This window comes from Niastella soli (genome assembly GCF_017742245.1).
Lineage (GTDB): Bacteria > Bacteroidota > Bacteroidia > Chitinophagales > Chitinophagaceae > Niastella > Niastella soli.
Window position 1 is genome coordinate 67356 of sequence record NZ_JAGHKO010000014.1, and the last position, 18081, is coordinate 85436.

Here is an 18081-nt window from a genome sequence, read left to right on the forward strand (position 1 = left end):
AATTTTTTGCCTGCATAGGTACCGCTTTCCATGGCGGGCGGCAATGCCAACTGTAATGAAACCCGCAATGAGCGGGACGAATTGCTTATAAATGGGTTTATGACGAAAATAACCCGGTTGAATTTGATGGAATGCGCACCTGCCGCGTGTCTTGTTATATATAAAGGCAGGCTATGACCACCAATACAACAACAATTCCCACCACCCAGGAAGTTGACCAACGGACGCGGCTCGAAATTCTTGGCACCGTGTTATTATCTATTGCATCCCTGGCAGTTGCCTGGTGCACTTATCAAAGCACCCTATGGAATGGAGAACAGAACTTTCGCATGGCGGAGGCAAGCTTTAGTTACAGGCGGGCCAATGAATACACTGTAATAGCGGCCCAGCAAAGAGAAAGAGATGCAACTATCGCCTTAAGTTTTATTGACGCAGTCATTGAGAACCGGCAGGACAAGATCAACTATTATCTTCATCGAAGCCACACCCAACTGGCTTCCATATTATCTGACTGGTACAATACAAAACCAATCCAAAACAGCAATTCCCCGGTGAATCCCCTGGAAACGCCTGCCTATCAACGAATGATGCAAGCCTCAAAAAATTCTTCAGACTCTGCTATGCGCAAAGCAGAAGAACTATGGGAGGAAGCGAAAAGAAACAACATGATATCCGACAGTTATACTTTATTTACGGTGGTGTTTAGTATTGTAATGTTCCTTTGCGGTGTTGGCACTAAACTATCCCGGATCAAAGTAGCTTTTACCAGCCTGATCTTCGCTGGCAGTATTTTTCTGATAACACTTATTCTATTGATCGTTTCCATGCCTGTTGCCCAAATAACCAAGTAGCCTGTTTTTATAAGATTGGGCAATCTTCGTTTGCCCGGTTAAAAGTATTTACCTTTGCGCAAATTTTAAAGATGGGCTTTATTCTCTTAATTATTGCAGGTTTGTTTGAAGTGGCTTTTGCGTCCTGTTTGGGTAAGGCGAAAGAAACAACCGGTACGGCATCGTACTGGTGGTATGCCGGCTTTTTTGTTGCCCTGACTATTAGTATGGTTCTGTTAGTAAAAGCAACCAAAACCATTCCCATTGGTACGGCCTATGCCGTATGGACAGGCATTGGCGCCGTGGGCACGGTATTAATGGGCATCCTCTTTTTTAAAGAACCTGCTACTTTCTGGCGAATGTTCTTCCTCACTACATTAATAGGTTCTATAATTGGACTGAAATATGTGTCGCATTAAAACGACAATTAGGTTCAATACCATAACCTCAATTTGAATAAATTGATGAGGCCCCGCGGCGGGGCCTCATCTGCTTCTATAGCCTTGCCTTTATCACTTCATTCAAAAAACGGCATCCCTGGTAATGCATACTTCTTCATGCCGGCTTCATTGATCTCCACACCGATACCAGGTTTCTCTGACACCGTTATAAAACTGTTGTTCACCCATTCGCCATCATAAGTAACAATTTCCTTGAACATGGGCTGGGTATGAAAATAAGACTGCCATTCCAGGATCATAAAGTTGGGCACTGAAGCACAAACATGCGCTGAGGCCATAGCACCCAGAAAAGAAGCCACCATATGCGGCGCAAAAGGCACATAATATAAATTGGCCAGGTTGGCAATACGCTGCCCTTCGCCCAGTCCACCACATTTTTGCAGATCAGGCATAATAATATCTACCGCACCTATTTCTAACATTCTTCTGAAACCATAAGCCAGGTACTGGTTCTCCCCTACACAAATGGGCGTGCTGGTTGAATCGGAGATCAGTTTATACGCCTCCACATTCTCAGCCGGCACTGGTTCTTCCAGCCACATCAGGTTTAATGACTCCAATCGTTTGGCAATGGCGTGTCCGGTAACGGCATCATACCGGCCATGCATATCAGCACAGATATCAATAGTTGGCCCAACTGCCTCCCGTGCTGCTGATAACTGATCGTACATGCGTTGCAATTCGGCCGGGCTTGCCGTCCAGTTATAACGATCGTATTTATTAGGATCATTTGCCTGGTCCAGATCGAACTTGATGGCATTAAAACCCATTGATTTTGCTTTCTTTGCCGCCTCGGCAAAATCAGCTGGTGTAGGCAGGTTCTGTTGATACAATGCAGTATCGCAATACACCCGCACTTTATCGCGGAACTTGCCACCCAGCAATTGATATACCGGTAGCTGAAGGGCTTTACCGGCCAGGTCCCACAGGGCAGTTTCTATGGCCGACAACACCGCCACATACATACCCGATTGTGCGCCCTGAAAAAAGCCTGATTTGCGAATATCTTCAAACAGGCGGTTCACATTCAACGGGCTTTTTCCTTTTATGCGTTCCCCAAAGTTCTTTACCAGGTGATAGGTACCGGGAATGGCATCCACTCCTTCGCCACATCCCCAGAGATCCTGGTTGGTATATATTTTCACAAACAGACTGCCCCTGATATACCCGCACTTTAGATCAGTGATCTTGAGATTGGATGGCGTAGATGCTTTTGGCGTTCGTTCCACTGCTTTTTCATATCCCTGACCGAAAGTGGCTAATGGAGCCATTGTTGCTGCGATGGCAGCTTTGGTTATAAATGATCTGCGTGAGTTTGTCATGAATGTTTTTTTAGACTGATGTAATTGGGAAACGGCAGACGGCAGAGGGCAGAGGGCAGAGGGCAGACGGCAAACGGCAGACGGCAAACCCTCGTCGCGGCAATTGAGATAACTGCTTTCACGCCTTCGGCCCGGCAATTAAATTCTCATCAACATCACCTTCCTACTTCTTACTTCCTTTATCACCCCTATCAACCTCTTCCTGATCAACTGGTCAACTGATCAACTCCCCCTACCACGTCCTTCCTTTAAGCAACTCCTGTATCTGACTTTTAGAAACAGGCAACTCGTTCATATGCTCATTGAGCCATTTGGAAAAATCCCTTTCAATCTCATCGCTCCAACGCGTATCGATCTGTCCCGGGGTATATTTGCCTTCGCGTAACCGTTGATGCCCGAACAGATCGCGCAGGCGAACGATCTCAGAAGTCTTTACCACTTTTTCTGCCAGGTGCGGGGGAATAAAGACCACCCCACCATCACGGCCCAGCACCACATCGCCGGGCATTACCGTTGCCTTGCCAATACGGGTGGGCTGATTGATCCCAACCAAGGTGGTATTCAATTCTCCATCCGGATTGTTCAGGTGATGCGAAGGATGATAATTGCGAAAGAAGGAAGTAAATGAACCGATCTCTTTCAATCCTTTTATGTCGCGAATGGCCCCATCGTATACAATGCCATTACCGGTTTTTGCAAAGATGGAATTGCCGAGGTTATCGCCAATGGTAGGACCGTCTTCATACGCATCGAACTGGTCCACTACATACACGTCGCGCCTCACCAGGAGATCAATAGGCCATGAATTTTGTGATTTCACCCGTTTATCGCGCACGCCAAATTTGTCGATCACCCGATGAATATCAGGGCGGCCGGGCATAAAGATCGCAGTGACCGCACGGCCTACCAGCACACTATCCGGATTAATGGTTTTCCATTCCCCATCATACTGATGTTTGTAATTCTCATTACGCAACACTGCCCAGGCTTCTTCCAACGTCACCAGTTTCATGCGATCGAGAATGCTGTCGGGCACCCTGGGTCTTCCATCAGCAAATCGCTCGCCTTTCCATTCGGGCGTTAATGCGATCAACTGATCGTGGGAGATCTGTTGGGTGTAGCTTGTTGCATACAGGAGGAGCAACGGTATAATTAGATAATGTTTCATATGATAGTTTATTTTCGTGAAACGTGAAAGGACTCACGCCAACTCGGGACAATCGTAAAAACTTAAGAACCTAATAACTTAATAGCTAAAAAACTAACTCGCCTTCGGCGGATGATTATGCCACCAACTTGCCAACGACGAACCACTGATATTCATCACCGGTCCAAAAATAGCCGGTGCCAATCCGGCTGTGGCCAGCTTACCCATAGAAAGCGCCAGCCCGGAGGCAAGCCCGGCATTTTGCATACCAACCTCCAGGGCAATGGTGCGGCAATCGCGTTCATGAAAGCGCAACAACCTGGCCGACCAGTAACCCAGGACATACCCCAGCACGTTATGAAGTATCGTGGCCACCAGTAACAAAGCACCCACCTTTATCAGATTGTCTCTGCCGGCAGCGGTGATAACTACCAGGATCAGGGCAATGCCCGCCATGGACACCAGCGGCATAGCTTTATCGAGCCATTTGAATTTTCCACGAACGAGATAATGAAAGGTGAGACCGGCCGTAACAGGAATGATCACGATCTTGGTAATATCCCAGGCCATGCTCCAGAAATCGATGGCCACAAAACTGCCACCAAGCAAACGCATCAACATCGGTGTTAAAAATGGCGCGAGCATCGTAGAAATGGTAGTAACGGAGACAGACAAAGCAAGGTTTCCCTTCGCCAGATAACACATTACATTGGAGGCTAATCCACTGGGACAACAACCCACTAAAATGATCCCGGCGGCAATTTCATTAGGGAATTTAAACAGACTGGCCAATGTAAAACCTACCAGTGGCATGATCACATAATGGCACACCACGCCTACAATAATCCCTTTAGGCATCCGTACTACATGGGCAAAATCTTTCAGACTTAATTCCGTCCCCATGCCAAACATGATGAGCTGTAACAAAGGAATGATCAGGGCCGACAGCTTGAAGTCGCCAATGGTTTTGAAATGCTGCGGATAATACAAAGCCAGACTCACCACCGCCATTATAACCAATGTAAAGGAAAGCCCTTTCAGCATTTGGTGTTGCCGGAATGAGATGGCGAGGCATAAAAAGAACAGGAACAACAACCAGCCACCCCAGTGAGGCTGTTGCAGTATCGTCATGATAATATACACGATCAAAATAACAGCCGACAGTCCGTATAAAACAGCCCCTCGTTTCATCAATGATATATTAGTTTAGCGAATGTGCTTTTAACTCCACAGCCTGTCGTGCGAACGCACATCGTTCCATTCAGGCGTTGGTGCGAAATAGGTTTTGTTGGTAGGGATCAAATGTTTTTTGATCTCCTCTTCCACCAGTTCTATACCCAATCCAGGGGTGGTAAGTGGTACGTTTGCATATCCCTTTTCAAACAGCTTTCGGCCATCTGTAGTCTTTACCAGTCCGGCCCACCAGTCATTATCGAGAGAGTGATGTTCCAGCGCCAGGAAATTTTGCGTAGCAGCAGCACAATGTACATTGGCCATAAATGAAACCGGGCTGCCGGCAAAATGCATGGCCATGGCCACTCCTTTTTCTTCGGCATAATCGCCAATACGTTTTGTTTCCAGGATACCACCGGCAGTAGCCAGATCGGGATGTACAATATCAACCGCACCGGCATCTATCAAAGGTCTGAAGCCATTTAGCAGGTAAATATCTTCACCGGTCAGTACAGGTGTTTCCAATGCATCGGCCATTCTTTTATATTGATCGGTGAACTCCCAGGGCACCATATCCTCCAGCCAGGCCAGCCGGAATGGTTCTACTTTCCGGCCCCAGCGAATGGCGTTATTGAGATCGAAGTGTCCGTAATGGTCACTAGAAATAGGGATCTCATACCCTACTACCGAACGTACATCGCTAACGATCTGCGCCATGCCATCCAGTCCTTTTTCGGTGATCTGAATAGCCGTAAAAGGATGTTTGGTATTGGCATAATCCATATAACCACCCTGCCATTGCGCCAGGTTGCTGCCCCAGTATTTACTGTTCACCAGTGCGCCTTCCTTGTCTTTTACTTCACCAATGGAAATATCCATCTTTAACCAGGTCATACCCTGTTCTTCCAGCCGGTGTTTGATCTTTGCCTTGAACTCATCGAAGGTGGGGGCTTCGGGGGTATCGGCATACATGCGTACTTTATCGCGGTACCGGCCACCCAGCAATTGCCACACCGGTACGTTATAGGCCTTGCCGCACAGGTCCCACAAGGCCATTTCCACCGCGCAAACGCCGCCACCCTGCCGTGCATGGCCACCAAACTGCCGCACCGTCTTGAAAAGCATTTCCACGTTACAAGGATTTTGTCCCAGGATGCGACTCTTCAACATCAGGGCATAGCGTTCATCGGCTCCATCCCGCACTTCGCCCAATCCATAGATCCCCTGATTGGTATCAATACGAATAATGGGGGTACGCCCAACATTCTGTATAATACAATACCGCATATCGGTGATCTTTAATTCGCTTGGGTTTGAATAGCGGCTGACCTTTTGCGTGGTTTGGGCCAGGATGTCTTCAATGGGCCATAAAGCACTGGCGCCACCGAGGGCGATGCCGCCTAACGTCGATCGTTTTAAAAATGAACGGCGACTGTTCTGTGGTTGTTCATCATGTTTATTATCGGCCTCCGGTTGTGGATCCTTTAGGCCTAGTTTGGTAAGAAATCGTTGAGATGGTGTCATTGTTTAAATTGTTTAATTATTTTATAGAATGACTTTTGTATTCATAGGCCTGCAGTTGTGAATGGGCAATGGGCAATGGGCAATGGGCAATAGGCAATGGGCAGTAGGCAATGGGTTTCCGCATAGCGGGATGAACCCAAGAACCTAACCCAATAACTCTGAAAGCTGAACTCTGAACGCTGAACTTCGAACTTACCAAGTCCTTTCCTTCATAAATTGATCTAATTCTTGTCTGGTCATGGGCAGCTTATCAGGATTCGAATCGATCCATTTCAAAAAATCCTGTTTAATGGGGTCGGTCCATTGTGTATCTATTTGTCCGGGGGTGTATTTGCCTTCCCGTAGCCGCTGGTGGCCAAACTGATCGCGCAGGGAAATAAACTCAGCATTTAGTACTACTTCCTCTAACAGGTGCGCAGGAATAAATACCACGCCTCCTTTTTTCGCCAGAATGGCATCACCAGGTAATACCGTAGCCCGGCCAATGCGAATGGGCACATTAATACCACCCAACATCATTTGTTGTATATAAGAAGGGTCATAGCCTTTTATCCAGGCATTAAAGCCTTTTATTTCTTCGAGTCCTTCGATATCGCGTACCGAGCCATAAAAGACCACCCCGCGGCCGGATTTGGCGTAAATGGCGTTGCCAAGGTTATCACCGATCAGGGTACCATCCACCACCTTTCCATAACTATCGGCCACATAGATATCGCCGTTCTTAAGTACATCTATGGGCCAGGAGTTGGGCGCGCCAATACGGCCTTCGGTCTTTCCCTTCTCTTTTATCAGCTTATCTACATCGGGACGCATAGGCCAGTATTGAGCCGTTACAGCGCGGCCGGTCATGGCGGAGTCATCGTTCAGCACCATCCAGTCGCCTTCAAACTGATTCATATATCCTTTGTTGCGTAAGATGCCCCAGGCTTCTTCGAGGTGTACCGCTTTCAGGCGTTGCAGTAACCTGTCGGGCACATGTGGACGCCCATCGGCCGAGCGCTCGCCTTTCCATTCAGGCGTAAGGGCCTTGATCTGATCGGGCGTCAGGGTTGTTTGTTGGGCAGGGAGGCGGCTTGCTAAAAGTAGCAATGCAATAATTAGAAACATATTTTTCATATAGTAGCTTTTCGTGAAACGTCAAACGTGAAATCCCGACAAGTCGGGACAGGCTGTGAAAGTCCTTATTGCGGAATTCCAATTAATAGCGAGCCTGCTCACAACTAACGGCTCGCCTTCGGCTCGAATTTTAATTCTCACCAACATCACCCTCCTACGCCTTACTTCCTTTATCAACCTTATCAACTCTATTAACTCTATCAACCTCCTCCTGATCAACTGATCAACTCTATCTACTTTTACTCCCAGTCTTACTTTTTTTAACAGGCGCATCTGTAACAGCATACTTCTGTTGTAAAGAACTGATCGCTTCAAATTCATCAGCTAGCTTTATACTGAGTTTCTCATATATAGAAAAGTAATCAGCATATACCGCATGGTGTTGTTTATTCGGTTTAAAAACATCGGGCAGTTCCACGGTTTGCGCTGCCTCATCCAATGATTTATAGATCCCCATTTCTGTAGCACTTAACAAATACGCCCCAAAGCTTACGCTGTGGTATTGCTGCCTGACCCGCACCGGTTTATTAAACATATCGGCGATCATTTGCGTACAAAACGGGATAGTACCAAAACTGCCGTTCACCGATAAGCTTTTTATGTTCCGTTGTTCCCCCAGCGTTTTACCTATACTGTATATTTCGTACAAGATGCCTTCAATGGTGGCCCGGATAAAATGTTTACGTTCATGTTTGATGTTCAACCCAAAATACATTCCCCGCGCATTGGCATTCCAGATAGGCGCGCGTTCACCCAGTAAATAAGGCAGGAACAACAAACCATCCGATCCCCGCGGCACCTTGGATGCTTCTTCAATCAACTGTTGCAAACTGTTCTCCATATCGAACGGGTTGGTAAATTCACCAAACTGCCGGCTGAACCATTCAAGAATATTCCCGCCGTTGTTGGTGGGTCCGCCGGATACATAACAATCATCAGTAAGCAGGTAATTGAAGAAACGCATCTGTTCATCCTTCAATACGGTAGGTCCCATTACCCGTACGGCGCCGCTATCTTCAATGGTGATGGTAGCTTTGCCTACTCCCTTCACTCCATCGCCCAGTGTAGCCAGACAACCATCGCTGGAACCTAATAAGATCTTTGTACCGGATGGCAGGCGCAGTGATTGCTGATAGGCTTTTTTCAATTTGCCGGCCGAAGTGAATACCGGGACCACATCGGGCAATCGAGTGGATGTAATGCCAGCATATTGCAGGGCATCGGCTTCCCAGGCTACGGTATGAATATTCAACAGACCGGTGGCCGAGGCAAGACTGTAATCTATATTGTATTCCCCGGTTAGCTGGTGGATTATATAGCTTTTTATTGACAGAAATTTACTGGCCAGCCTGAAACGCTCTTTATCACGGTTCTTCATCCACGCTATTTTCACCACGGGCGACATAGGATGAATGGGTGTGCCTGTGGCGGCATACAGCTTTTTGCCCAGTTCGGAGTACCGCAATTCCTGCGCTTCCTTCTTGGCCCGGTTGTCGGCCCAGGTAATGGCATTGCCAAGCGGGTTACCATTCTTGTCAACAGCTAAAACGCTGTGCATGGAGGCGCTGAAACAAATACAGGCTACCTCATATTTTTTAGGGTGTATAAATTCATTGAGTAAATTCTTCAAAACATAAAGGGTGGTAATAAATATCTGCTCAGGATCCTGTTCACTGTGGTCGGGTTCTGTATGAAATGTAGGAAAATAGCCCTTCATCGAACCGATGACGCGGCCACTGAGATTGAAGGCAAACACCCGCACCCCATTTGTTCCTAATTCAATCGTAATGATGCATTTCATGTGTATAGTAGTTATTTATTACGCAAATGATTTTTTCTGAACTCGCTTGGCCGGTAGCCAGTCAGCTTTTTAAAGGTGGTTGAAAAATGTTGCGATGAATAAAACCCGGTATCCAACGCAATATCAGTCACCGAGATCTCAGGCCGCTTCAACAATTTGATGGCTTCCGAAATGCGGATATTGATCAGGTAATTGATGGGCGAGAAACCCGAATAGCTCTTTACCCTTTCCGTAAACAACGTGGTGCCCATGCCCACCAGGGCAGCCATTTCTTCTACGGTCCATTGATGCGCCAGGTCCTGGCGCAACACCTCCTCCAGGTGCATAAAGGTTTTAGGAAAGTCGCGGTTGGCATGGCTTTGTTTGGTCATTTTACGGGCCACCTGGATCAACAGTTCATCCAGCTGGTGATTGATGCTTGCCTGGTACCCTACTTCATTACCAAATAATTCAGCATGGATGCATTTGAGTATTTTACCCACTTCATTGAACCGCGACAAAACCGGCATACTGTTCAACAACAGCGTTTTGCCAATAGCGGCCGTTTCTGTTTCGGACAGGCCACTCCATTTCCCGGGCTGTATCTGACCGTTATCGAGCCGGTGCAGGGACAGTTGGATCCAGGTAAAGGAACCGATCTCCAGTACGCCGTTGTCGCTGCCAAACGGCGTTCCTGGTAGAATCAACGCCACATCTCCAGGATAATATATATATGTCTGATGATTGATGCGCCATTCAAACCGCCCTTCTATTATATAATAAATACGTAACCCATCAGTAGTGGTAGTGGAAAATGCGTTGAGCTGTATAGAGCCAATCTTTTTTATGCCCACTTCTAGTATCTGGGGGAACAAAAGCAGTTCAGCCGATTTACCTTGTTGTAGCACAAATTGATTCATATGGCTTTATGTACTTAGCTTGGCGCAATCTCTGCTTCGTTTGGAAGCATATATAAAATAAAGGAATTTCCTGCTCCTGTATGTACAAAATTCAACACTGTTTTATTTTGGAAGTTTTTACCCGTAATACCGAATAATTTGTTCCTTCAACGATTACTCACCAAAATAACTTGCCGGTATGAAAAATTACGCCCTCGGCAAGCCACCCCGCTTTGCGGGCCTGTGGCTGCTCTTCATTTTTCATTTATTCCTTTCCGTTACCCATGCCCAAACAGTTACAGGAACAGTGTCAGATGAAAAAGGTACGAAGCTATCACTGGTATCTGTAATAATAAAGGGATCTTCACACGGGACCACTACCGACAACAATGGCAAATATAGTATTGCCGCTCCGGCCAATGCCACCCTTATTTATAGTTCAGTGGGTTATAAAATTACGGAAGTAGCCGTTGATGGCCGCACCGTTATTGATATTTCCCTGCCCCTCGACAACCAAAACATGGGCGAGGTGATTGTAACCGCGCTCGGTATTAAGAAGCAGGCCCGGAGTTTAGGCTATTCCGCCACCAGCGTTAAACCGGAAGAGCTGACTGTGAACCGCACGTCCAACGTTATGAATGCCCTGCAGGGAAAAGTGGCTGGGCTAAATATTACCTCGCTTGGAACCGGTCCCGGCGGTACTTCCAAGATCCGCATCCGGGGTCAATCGTCCATCTCCGGACAAAACAACCCGCTGATCGTTATCAATGGCGTACCGGTTGACAATACCAATTTTAACGACAACACGATCACTGTAAAAGGTGGCGGAGTGTACGCCGACGGCGGCGATGGGTTATCGTCCATCAACCCTGATGATATCGAAAGCATGACCGTACTAAAAGGTGCACCGGCATCAGCCCTGTATGGTTCGCGTGCGAAAGACGGGGTGATCATGATCACTACAAAAACGAAAGGAAAAACAAAAGGTATGGGCGTAACCTATAACCTTAACTACACCAACGATACCCCGCTCGATTATACAGATTATCAAAATGAATACGGTCAGGGCGAGAACGGGGTTCGCCCCACAGCCCCCGATCCTACTTCGGGCGAGTGGTCGTTCGGCGAAAAGTTCGCGCCGGGCATGACGCACATCCTTTTCAATAACCTGACTGTTCCTTATGAACCACAGGGCAGCCGCATCAAGAATTTCTACCGCCATGGACAGAACCTTTCGAATACGATAGCATTCGAAAGCAGCAGCGAAAAAGGCGGCATTCGGCTCTCGCTCAACAATACCGACAACAAAGGCATTATGCCTAATAATACGTTCAACCGCAAATCGATGAACCTGGGCTATAGTTATAACCTGTCTGAACAATTCATCCTGGCAGGTAATATCAACTATTCGCGGGAGATCAATAAAAACCCGCCAAATATCGCCAACCAGGACAACTCCATTCCCACCACCCTGATGGCTTTATCCACCTCTATGCCTTTGAATGTACTGGATGAGAACAAATACAATGCACAGGGCAATGAATACAGCTGGTCAAGGTTTACCAACCGTACCAATCCCTATTGGGTAATGGCGGAACAATTCCACAATATCAAACGCGACCGCATTTTTGGTAACGTGACCCTTAAATATAATATCCTGTCGTGGTTAAGTGTACAGGGCCGGTTTGGACAGGATTACTGGTCGCGCGATGAAGACGTTAATAATTTCCCAACCGGACAGGCATCGCGGGCAGCGGCCCTTCCCGGTTTTGTAAATGGGGTGTACACCCAGGAATCGCGGCGCTTTCGCGAAACCAACCTCGATTTCCTGGTGAATGCCAATAAAAGGTTCGGCATGATAGAAGTAAACCTCAACGCCGGGGGTAACCGCATGCGCAAACGGTCAGACATCAACAACGTAGTGGTAACAGATTTCATCACCCGCGGAATTTATACGGTACAGAATGGTCGCGCCAAAGACCCGGTGTACACCCGTATAGAACAGGGAGTAAATTCATTATATAGTTCTGCAGAATTGAATTACAAACAAACTTTCTATGTTACCGGAACAGTACGCAACGACTGGTTCAGCACCCTGGCACCGGCTAACAGAAGCATTTTATACCCATCTGTTTCGGGCAGCTATGTTTTCTCGGAACACCTGCAACATGCAAACTGGTTGAATTTTGGTAAAGTGCGTATTGGATATGCTGAAGTAGGCAGCGATGGCGATGTACCGCCTTATTCAGATCAATTGTTCTATAGTCCCAACGCGAACTTTATCAATAACCCCAATGGCCAACAGGTACCTGTTGGCACCAGCAATATCAGCAACAACGCTACCGGTACTACCCTGCCCAATCCGAACCTGAAACCCAGCCGGGTAGCCGAAACAGAAGTAGGTCTTGAAATGAAGATGTTCAACAACCGCATCAATATCGATCTGGCGGCTTACCGCAAGATCACCAGCGACCAGATCGTACTGGTGCAAATATCCGATGCATCGGGGTATCTGAACACACCCATTAACAGTGGTAAAAGCCGTAATTATGGGTTTGAAGCCATGTTGAACCTGGTGCCGGTAAGAACGGTAAATACCACCTGGGAGTTCACGGCCAATACCTCTTACAACATCACCAAAGTGTTGAGCATCATCACCGACAAACCCGGTGAACGCATAACCACCGGCACGCATGTGTTCAACGGAGAAACCAGGCATGTGGTAGGTGAAGAAATGGGCCAGATAGCAGGATATGGGTATGCCCGCGACGCAAAGGGGCAACAGATCTTCCAGTCGAACGGATTACCACAACGCACAGCCGATTTTGTGCTGTTTGGCAGCGGCCTGGCCAAATGGATCGGCGGCTTTTTGAACACGGTCAATTATAAAGGGATCAACTTCACCTTTTTAATAGATTATAAACTGGGCAACAAAATGCTGTCGGGCACCAATTTCAATGCCGTACGGCATGGCCTGCATAAAATGACACTGGAAGGCCGTGATGGCGGTGTAAAAGGCGCCGGCGTTGATGCCAATGGCAATCCCAACACAGCCATAGCCCCGGTGCAAACGTATTGGGAACACCTGCGCTCACAGCAAATTGTGGAACCGGTTATTTATAATGGCGGGTACTGGAAGTTGCGGCAGTTATCATTAGGCTACGATTTCACCAAACATGTGCCCACCAAATGGCCTATCAAAGGCGTAAAACTCGACCTGGTGGCCAATAACGTATTGCTGATAAAGAAATGGGTTGATAATATAGACCCCGAAACATTTGGCTTTGGCTCCGATAACCAGGTAGGGCTGGAATCACCCGGTTTGCCTACGACCCGCAGCGTAGGATTCAATTTGAATATTAAATTCTAACACCTTACTGTCATGAAAAAGAGTACAAGCTATATATTGATCGTCTTATTGCTTTGCGTCACGGCTTCCTGCGAAAAGGGATTGAGTGACCTGAATAAAAATGAAACGAACAGCACTACACTGGACCCTTCATTATTGTTGAACCAGGCCGTTATCAATACCTCCTTCCCGGTAAAGTCGCTGGTATTCGACGTAGGTATTGTGCAACAAATGATAACCCCCAATGGCGGCGTGCTGGCCGGCGCCAATTTCAACCAGGACAGCCGCGATGTAACCACCGCCCCCTTGTGGACGGCGTATTACCAAAGTGTGATCAAAAACACGTATGATGCCGTTACCCACGCCAAAGACCTTACCACCCGTACCAACATGTATAATATGGGGCGCATTTATCAGGCGTATGTTTTTATGATCCTTACCGATGAATTTGGCGAAGTACCGTACACGCAGGGTGGCGCGGGTTTGTCAGAACGCATTTTATTCCCTAAATATGACCGCCAGCAGGATATTTACCTGAAGCTTATTCAGGAATTGACCGAAGCAGCGGCCGCATTGACCACCACCAGCACTATTGAAACAGGCGATGTATTGTATGCAGGCAATGTGGCCAAATGGAAAAAATTTGCCTATTCCCTTTTGTTACGCGCCGGGATGCGGTTAAGTAAGATCGATCCGGCCAAAGCGCAAAGCACAGTACAGGCCGCTGTGGCCGGTGGCGTCATTACCGATAATGCCGACAATGCCTATATCCGCCACGACGCCAATTTTACGCAACCGATAGGGGCTACGCTCAATGGCAGCGAGGCCGCTAATTTTTACCTCACCAAACCATTCGTTGATCAACTGAAGAACACCAACGATCCGCGGTTGCAAGCCATCGCCATTCGCTATGTAGGCGCCAAAAGCGGCGCCGGGCAAACTGTAGCAGTTGGTACTACCGACCCCACCAAACAGGTTGGTATGCCCATGGGAAAAGACAATGGCACTGTTGGCGCTGCGGCAACCGCCGATGGACTGGCCAGTTTTTATGATTACAGCCAGGCCGACCGCCGCCGGATAGTAAAGGTATCTTCGCCTGTGTTTCTGGTAACAGCTTCGCAAACCAACCTGCTGCTGGCAGAAGCCCGCTTCCGGGGCTGGATCACTTCAAGCACCGCCACCCAATATTTTTCTGATGGCATTAAAGCGCACATGGACCAAATGGCATTATACGACATCAACTCCGCCGTTACCGCAACAGCCCGTGATAAATATGTAACTGACAATCCACTTGCTGCCGGTACAGAACTACAACAGATCAATACGCAATACTGGATCTCTTCTTTTTTGAACGGTCCCGAAGCTTTTGCTAACTTTAGACGAAGCGGGTACCCGGCACTGACACCTAATCCATATGGGCAACCGAATAACCCCGATGTGCCCAATGGCACGTTTATCAGACGACTTACCTATCCTACTTCTGAACTGAGCGTGAATACTGATAATGTGAATGAAGCTATTGGCAGACAGGGAGCGGATAAGTTGAGTACGAGGGTATGGTGGGATAAGTAGATTGATCAGTTGACCACGAAGGGGTTGACAGAGTTAATAGAGTTTATAGGGTTGATAAAGGAGGTAGGAAATAGGAAGTAAGAAGTAGGAAGGTGATGTTGGTGAGAATTATAATTCGAGCCGAAGGCGAGATTGAACTTGCCTACTGCCTATTGCCCATTGCCCTTCATGTCTGCCGTTTGCCGGTTACGAGGCGATGCATGAATTTCACGAACCCATTGCCTATTGCCGATTGCCGTTTCACAATTAACCACTCATCTAACAAAATATAAATGAGCAACGAGAAAAAACTAAGAAGCTACGAATGGTTCGGTCGATCAGACAAGATGGGTTTTGTACACCGGTCATGGTTTCGTACCCAGGGTTATCCTGACGACTATTTTATGAACAAACCAGTGATCGGTATTTGTAATACCTGGAGTGAGCTTACGCCCTGCAACAGCCACCTGCGTGACCTGGCAGAAATTGTAAAACGCGGCGTGATAGAAGCAGGCGGTTTTCCCCTGGAGTTCCCTGTTACCTCGCTGGGTGAAACGGTAATGCGGCCTACCACTATGTTGTTTCGCAACCTGGCCAGCATGGATGTGGAAGAAAGTATTCGTGCCAACCCTATCGATGGCGTAGTGCTGCTTACCGGTTGCGACAAAACCACTCCTTCTACCATTATGGGTGCCTGTAGTGTTGACCTGCCCACCATTGTTGTGCCGGGTGGCCCTATGCTGAATGGTCGCTTTCGCGGGGAATGTATTGGCAGCGGCTCCTTTAACTGGCTCATAAAAGAAAAACAGGGCGTAGAAAATTATACAGAACAGGATATTTATGAAGTAGAAACCGGCGTTGCCCGTAGCCAGGGTCATTGTATGACTATGGGCACCGCCAGTTCCATGGCCTGCATGGCCGAATCCCTTGGATTGACACTGCCTGGAATGGCCGCCATTCCCGCGGTAGACGCCCGTAAAAAACAATTCGCACAACTGAGTGGCCGCCGGATTGTAGAAATGGTGAAAGAAGACCTGAGACTTTCGCGCATACTTACCCGTGCCGCTTTTGAGAATGCCATTGTTATCAACTCCGCTATTGGGGGATCAAGCAATTTCATTATTCACCTGCTGGCCATTGCCGGTCGTATTGGCGTGCCTTTAACGCTGGAAGATTTTGATGCCATCGGTAGTAAAGTACCGTTGCTATTAAATTTGAAGCCCTCTGGCAAATACCTGATGGAAGACTTTTATTATGCAGGCGGGTTACCGGTGATCATCCGTGAAATGCAGTCGTACCTGCACAACAATGCGCTTACGGTAAATGGGAAAAACATTGGCGACAATTGTGCTGTTTCTCCCTGTTATAATACCGATGTAATTGCCACCGCTCAACAGCCGCTTAAGAAAGAAGCCGGCATGGCCGTACTAAAAGGAAATCTGTGCCAGAATGGCGCCATTTTAAAACCTTCGGCCGCTTCCCCGCATTTACTACAACACCGGGGACGGGCCGTGGTATTTGAGAACATAGAGGATTATCATGCCCGTATAGACGATCCCAACCTCGATATAGACGAACATTGCGTGATCGTGCTAAAAGGTGTTGGTCCGGTAGGCTACCCCGGTATGCCCGAAGTGGGTAATGTTGACCTGCCCATGAAACTGTTGCAAAAAGGCATCAGGGACATGGTACGCATTTCCGACGGACGCATGAGCGGCACCGCCGGTGGAACCGTGGTGTTACATGTATCACCCGAATCGTCGATAGGTGGCGTATTGGCCCTGGTACAAAACGGCGATATGATAGAACTGGATGTAGCCAACCGAAAACTGCACCTCGATGTATCAGATGAAGAACTGGCTGCCCGCAAAGCCAGCTGGCAACAACCTGCGCCTATGGCAACACGGGGTTATGTAAAGTTTTATATAGACCATGTGCAACAGGCGCATCTAGGCGCTGACCTGGATGTGTTACGGGGCGGATCAGGCGCTGAAGTGTTAAGGGATTTGCATTAATGAGTAATCATACCCGCTGAGAATATGTGAACCATTTGGGTCACGAACTCCCGGGTATACCGCCCATCCTCGTCCAGATCAGGATCAAGGATGGTGATCTCCATACCAATGGCTTTATTACTTGCCAATAATGGGATCAGGACCTCAGCCAGCTCCTCATAGGAAAGTCCGCCTTCAGTCCGGCTGTCAACTGCCGGCATTAGCCGGTCGTCCAGGGCATCTACATCAAAATGAATAAAGAACCCATCCAGGTTGTGCAGTTGCACCATTTGAAGAAACTGCTGAACAGTGTTCTGCAATCCATTTTCCCGTAAGCGGTTGAGCGGAAAGTAAGCAACATTGGATGCTATAACCGGTTTTTCATAATCCGCATCATACTCCCGGTTGCCTACACAGAAAATATGTTCTTCCTGGATATAAGGATTGAGATCATGGATATTGGTGAGTTTACTATGGCCATGGCCTGCGACAATAGCCAGGTCCATACCGGCGGCGCCATGAGTACCAGACATTTCAGGCCAGATAAAATCGGTATGTCCATCCAGGTAAAATAATCCGTACTTACCTTTTTGCTTAAGTGCAAGGGCGCTTCCAACCAGGATACTGCAATCGCCACCCAGGATCAGTTGAAAAGTATCCTTTTTGATCTCATTGTACAGAAGTGCAGCTTGCCCTTCTGCGTACACAACAATATTATCTGCATTTCTTACCAGCGAAGCTTCATCTACCAACATAGAGTAGACAGGTGGGTCTAATCGCACCACTTTATCCGGTTTGATCTGATCATGAAAGCCAAATTGCTTTAACCAATCAGGCAACTTTTTTACGCCCGGCTCGTGGGCATAATCGGTTTTCTTTAATCCCAGGTTAGAGGGAAATTCAAAGAGGTTGATGATATGGCCGTTCATATAGGT

The 18081-nt window shown here is 47.6% G+C and carries 13 protein-coding genes; 5 read left to right on the forward strand and 8 right to left on the reverse strand.

Features of this window, described 5'->3' with window-relative positions:
* Window positions 1-173: 173 nt before the first annotated feature.
* Together J7I42_RS29355 and J7I42_RS29360 are read left to right on the forward strand one after the other, a co-directional pair.
* On the forward strand, window positions 174-851 hold the full coding sequence (locus J7I42_RS29355) for a hypothetical protein (RefSeq protein WP_209143005.1): 678 nt from the start codon (window positions 174-176) through the stop codon (window positions 849-851).
* Between the two features lie 71 nt (window positions 852-922).
* Window positions 923-1249: a DMT family transporter gene (locus J7I42_RS29360; protein ID WP_209143007.1), complete on the forward strand. Its 327-nt coding sequence runs from the start codon at window positions 923-925 to the stop codon at window positions 1247-1249.
* A 98-nt stretch (window positions 1250-1347) separates the two neighbouring features.
* On the opposite strand, the gene J7I42_RS29365 is transcribed toward J7I42_RS29360, so the two are convergent.
* The 7 genes from J7I42_RS29365 to J7I42_RS29395 form a co-directional block, all read right to left on the reverse strand.
* Complete coding sequence (locus J7I42_RS29365) at window positions 1348-2613, reverse strand: mandelate racemase/muconate lactonizing enzyme family protein (RefSeq protein WP_209143009.1); 1266 nt, start codon at window positions 2611-2613, stop codon at window positions 1348-1350.
* A gap of 232 nt (window positions 2614-2845) precedes the next feature.
* Window positions 2846-3781, reverse strand: coding sequence for an RraA family protein (locus J7I42_RS29370; protein ID WP_209143011.1), 936 nt, complete (start codon window positions 3779-3781; stop codon window positions 2846-2848).
* 93 nt (window positions 3782-3874) lie between these two features.
* A complete protein-coding gene (locus J7I42_RS29375) occupies window positions 3875-4951 on the reverse strand; it encodes a bile acid:sodium symporter family protein (RefSeq protein ID WP_209143013.1) in 1077 nt (358 codons plus the stop codon).
* Window positions 4952-4981: 30 nt separating this feature from the next.
* Entirely contained in the window at window positions 4982-6457 is a 1476-nt protein-coding gene (locus J7I42_RS29380) for a mandelate racemase/muconate lactonizing enzyme family protein (protein WP_209143015.1), read from the reverse strand.
* A gap of 192 nt (window positions 6458-6649) precedes the next feature.
* Window positions 6650-7573 (reverse strand): RraA family protein, encoded by a 924-nt coding sequence (locus J7I42_RS29385; protein ID WP_209143017.1) that lies wholly within the window; start codon window positions 7571-7573, stop codon window positions 6650-6652.
* 229 nt (window positions 7574-7802) lie between these two features.
* The gene (locus J7I42_RS29390; protein WP_209143019.1) at window positions 7803-9374 is read right to left on the reverse strand and encodes a gluconokinase; all 1572 of its coding nucleotides are present in this window, start codon (window positions 9372-9374) and stop codon (window positions 7803-7805) included.
* An 11-nt stretch (window positions 9375-9385) separates the two neighbouring features.
* A complete protein-coding gene (locus J7I42_RS29395) occupies window positions 9386-10273 on the reverse strand; it encodes a helix-turn-helix transcriptional regulator (protein ID WP_209143021.1) in 888 nt (295 codons plus the stop codon).
* A 178-nt stretch (window positions 10274-10451) separates the two neighbouring features.
* Between J7I42_RS29395 and J7I42_RS29400 the strand changes: the two genes are divergently transcribed.
* The 3 genes from J7I42_RS29400 (at window position 10452) to J7I42_RS29410 (ending at window position 17167) form a co-directional block, all read left to right on the forward strand.
* A complete protein-coding gene (locus J7I42_RS29400; protein WP_209143023.1) occupies window positions 10452-13622 on the forward strand; it encodes a SusC/RagA family TonB-linked outer membrane protein in 3171 nt (1056 codons plus the stop codon).
* A gap of 12 nt (window positions 13623-13634) precedes the next feature.
* Window positions 13635-15173 carry a SusD/RagB family nutrient-binding outer membrane lipoprotein gene (locus J7I42_RS29405; protein ID WP_209143025.1) on the forward strand — a complete coding sequence of 513 codons (1539 nt, stop codon included), beginning with the start codon at window positions 13635-13637 and terminating at the stop codon, window positions 15171-15173.
* A gap of 272 nt (window positions 15174-15445) precedes the next feature.
* Window positions 15446-17167, forward strand: a complete 1722-nt coding sequence (locus J7I42_RS29410) for an IlvD/Edd family dehydratase (RefSeq protein WP_209143027.1) — start codon at window positions 15446-15448, stop codon at window positions 17165-17167.
* Here the strand turns inward: J7I42_RS29410 and J7I42_RS29415 are convergent.
* The gene (locus J7I42_RS29415; protein WP_209143029.1) at window positions 17164-18075 is read right to left on the reverse strand and encodes an arginase family protein; all 912 of its coding nucleotides are present in this window, start codon (window positions 18073-18075) and stop codon (window positions 17164-17166) included. The genes J7I42_RS29410 and J7I42_RS29415 overlap by 4 nt on opposite strands.
* Window positions 18076-18081 lie beyond the last annotated feature (6 nt).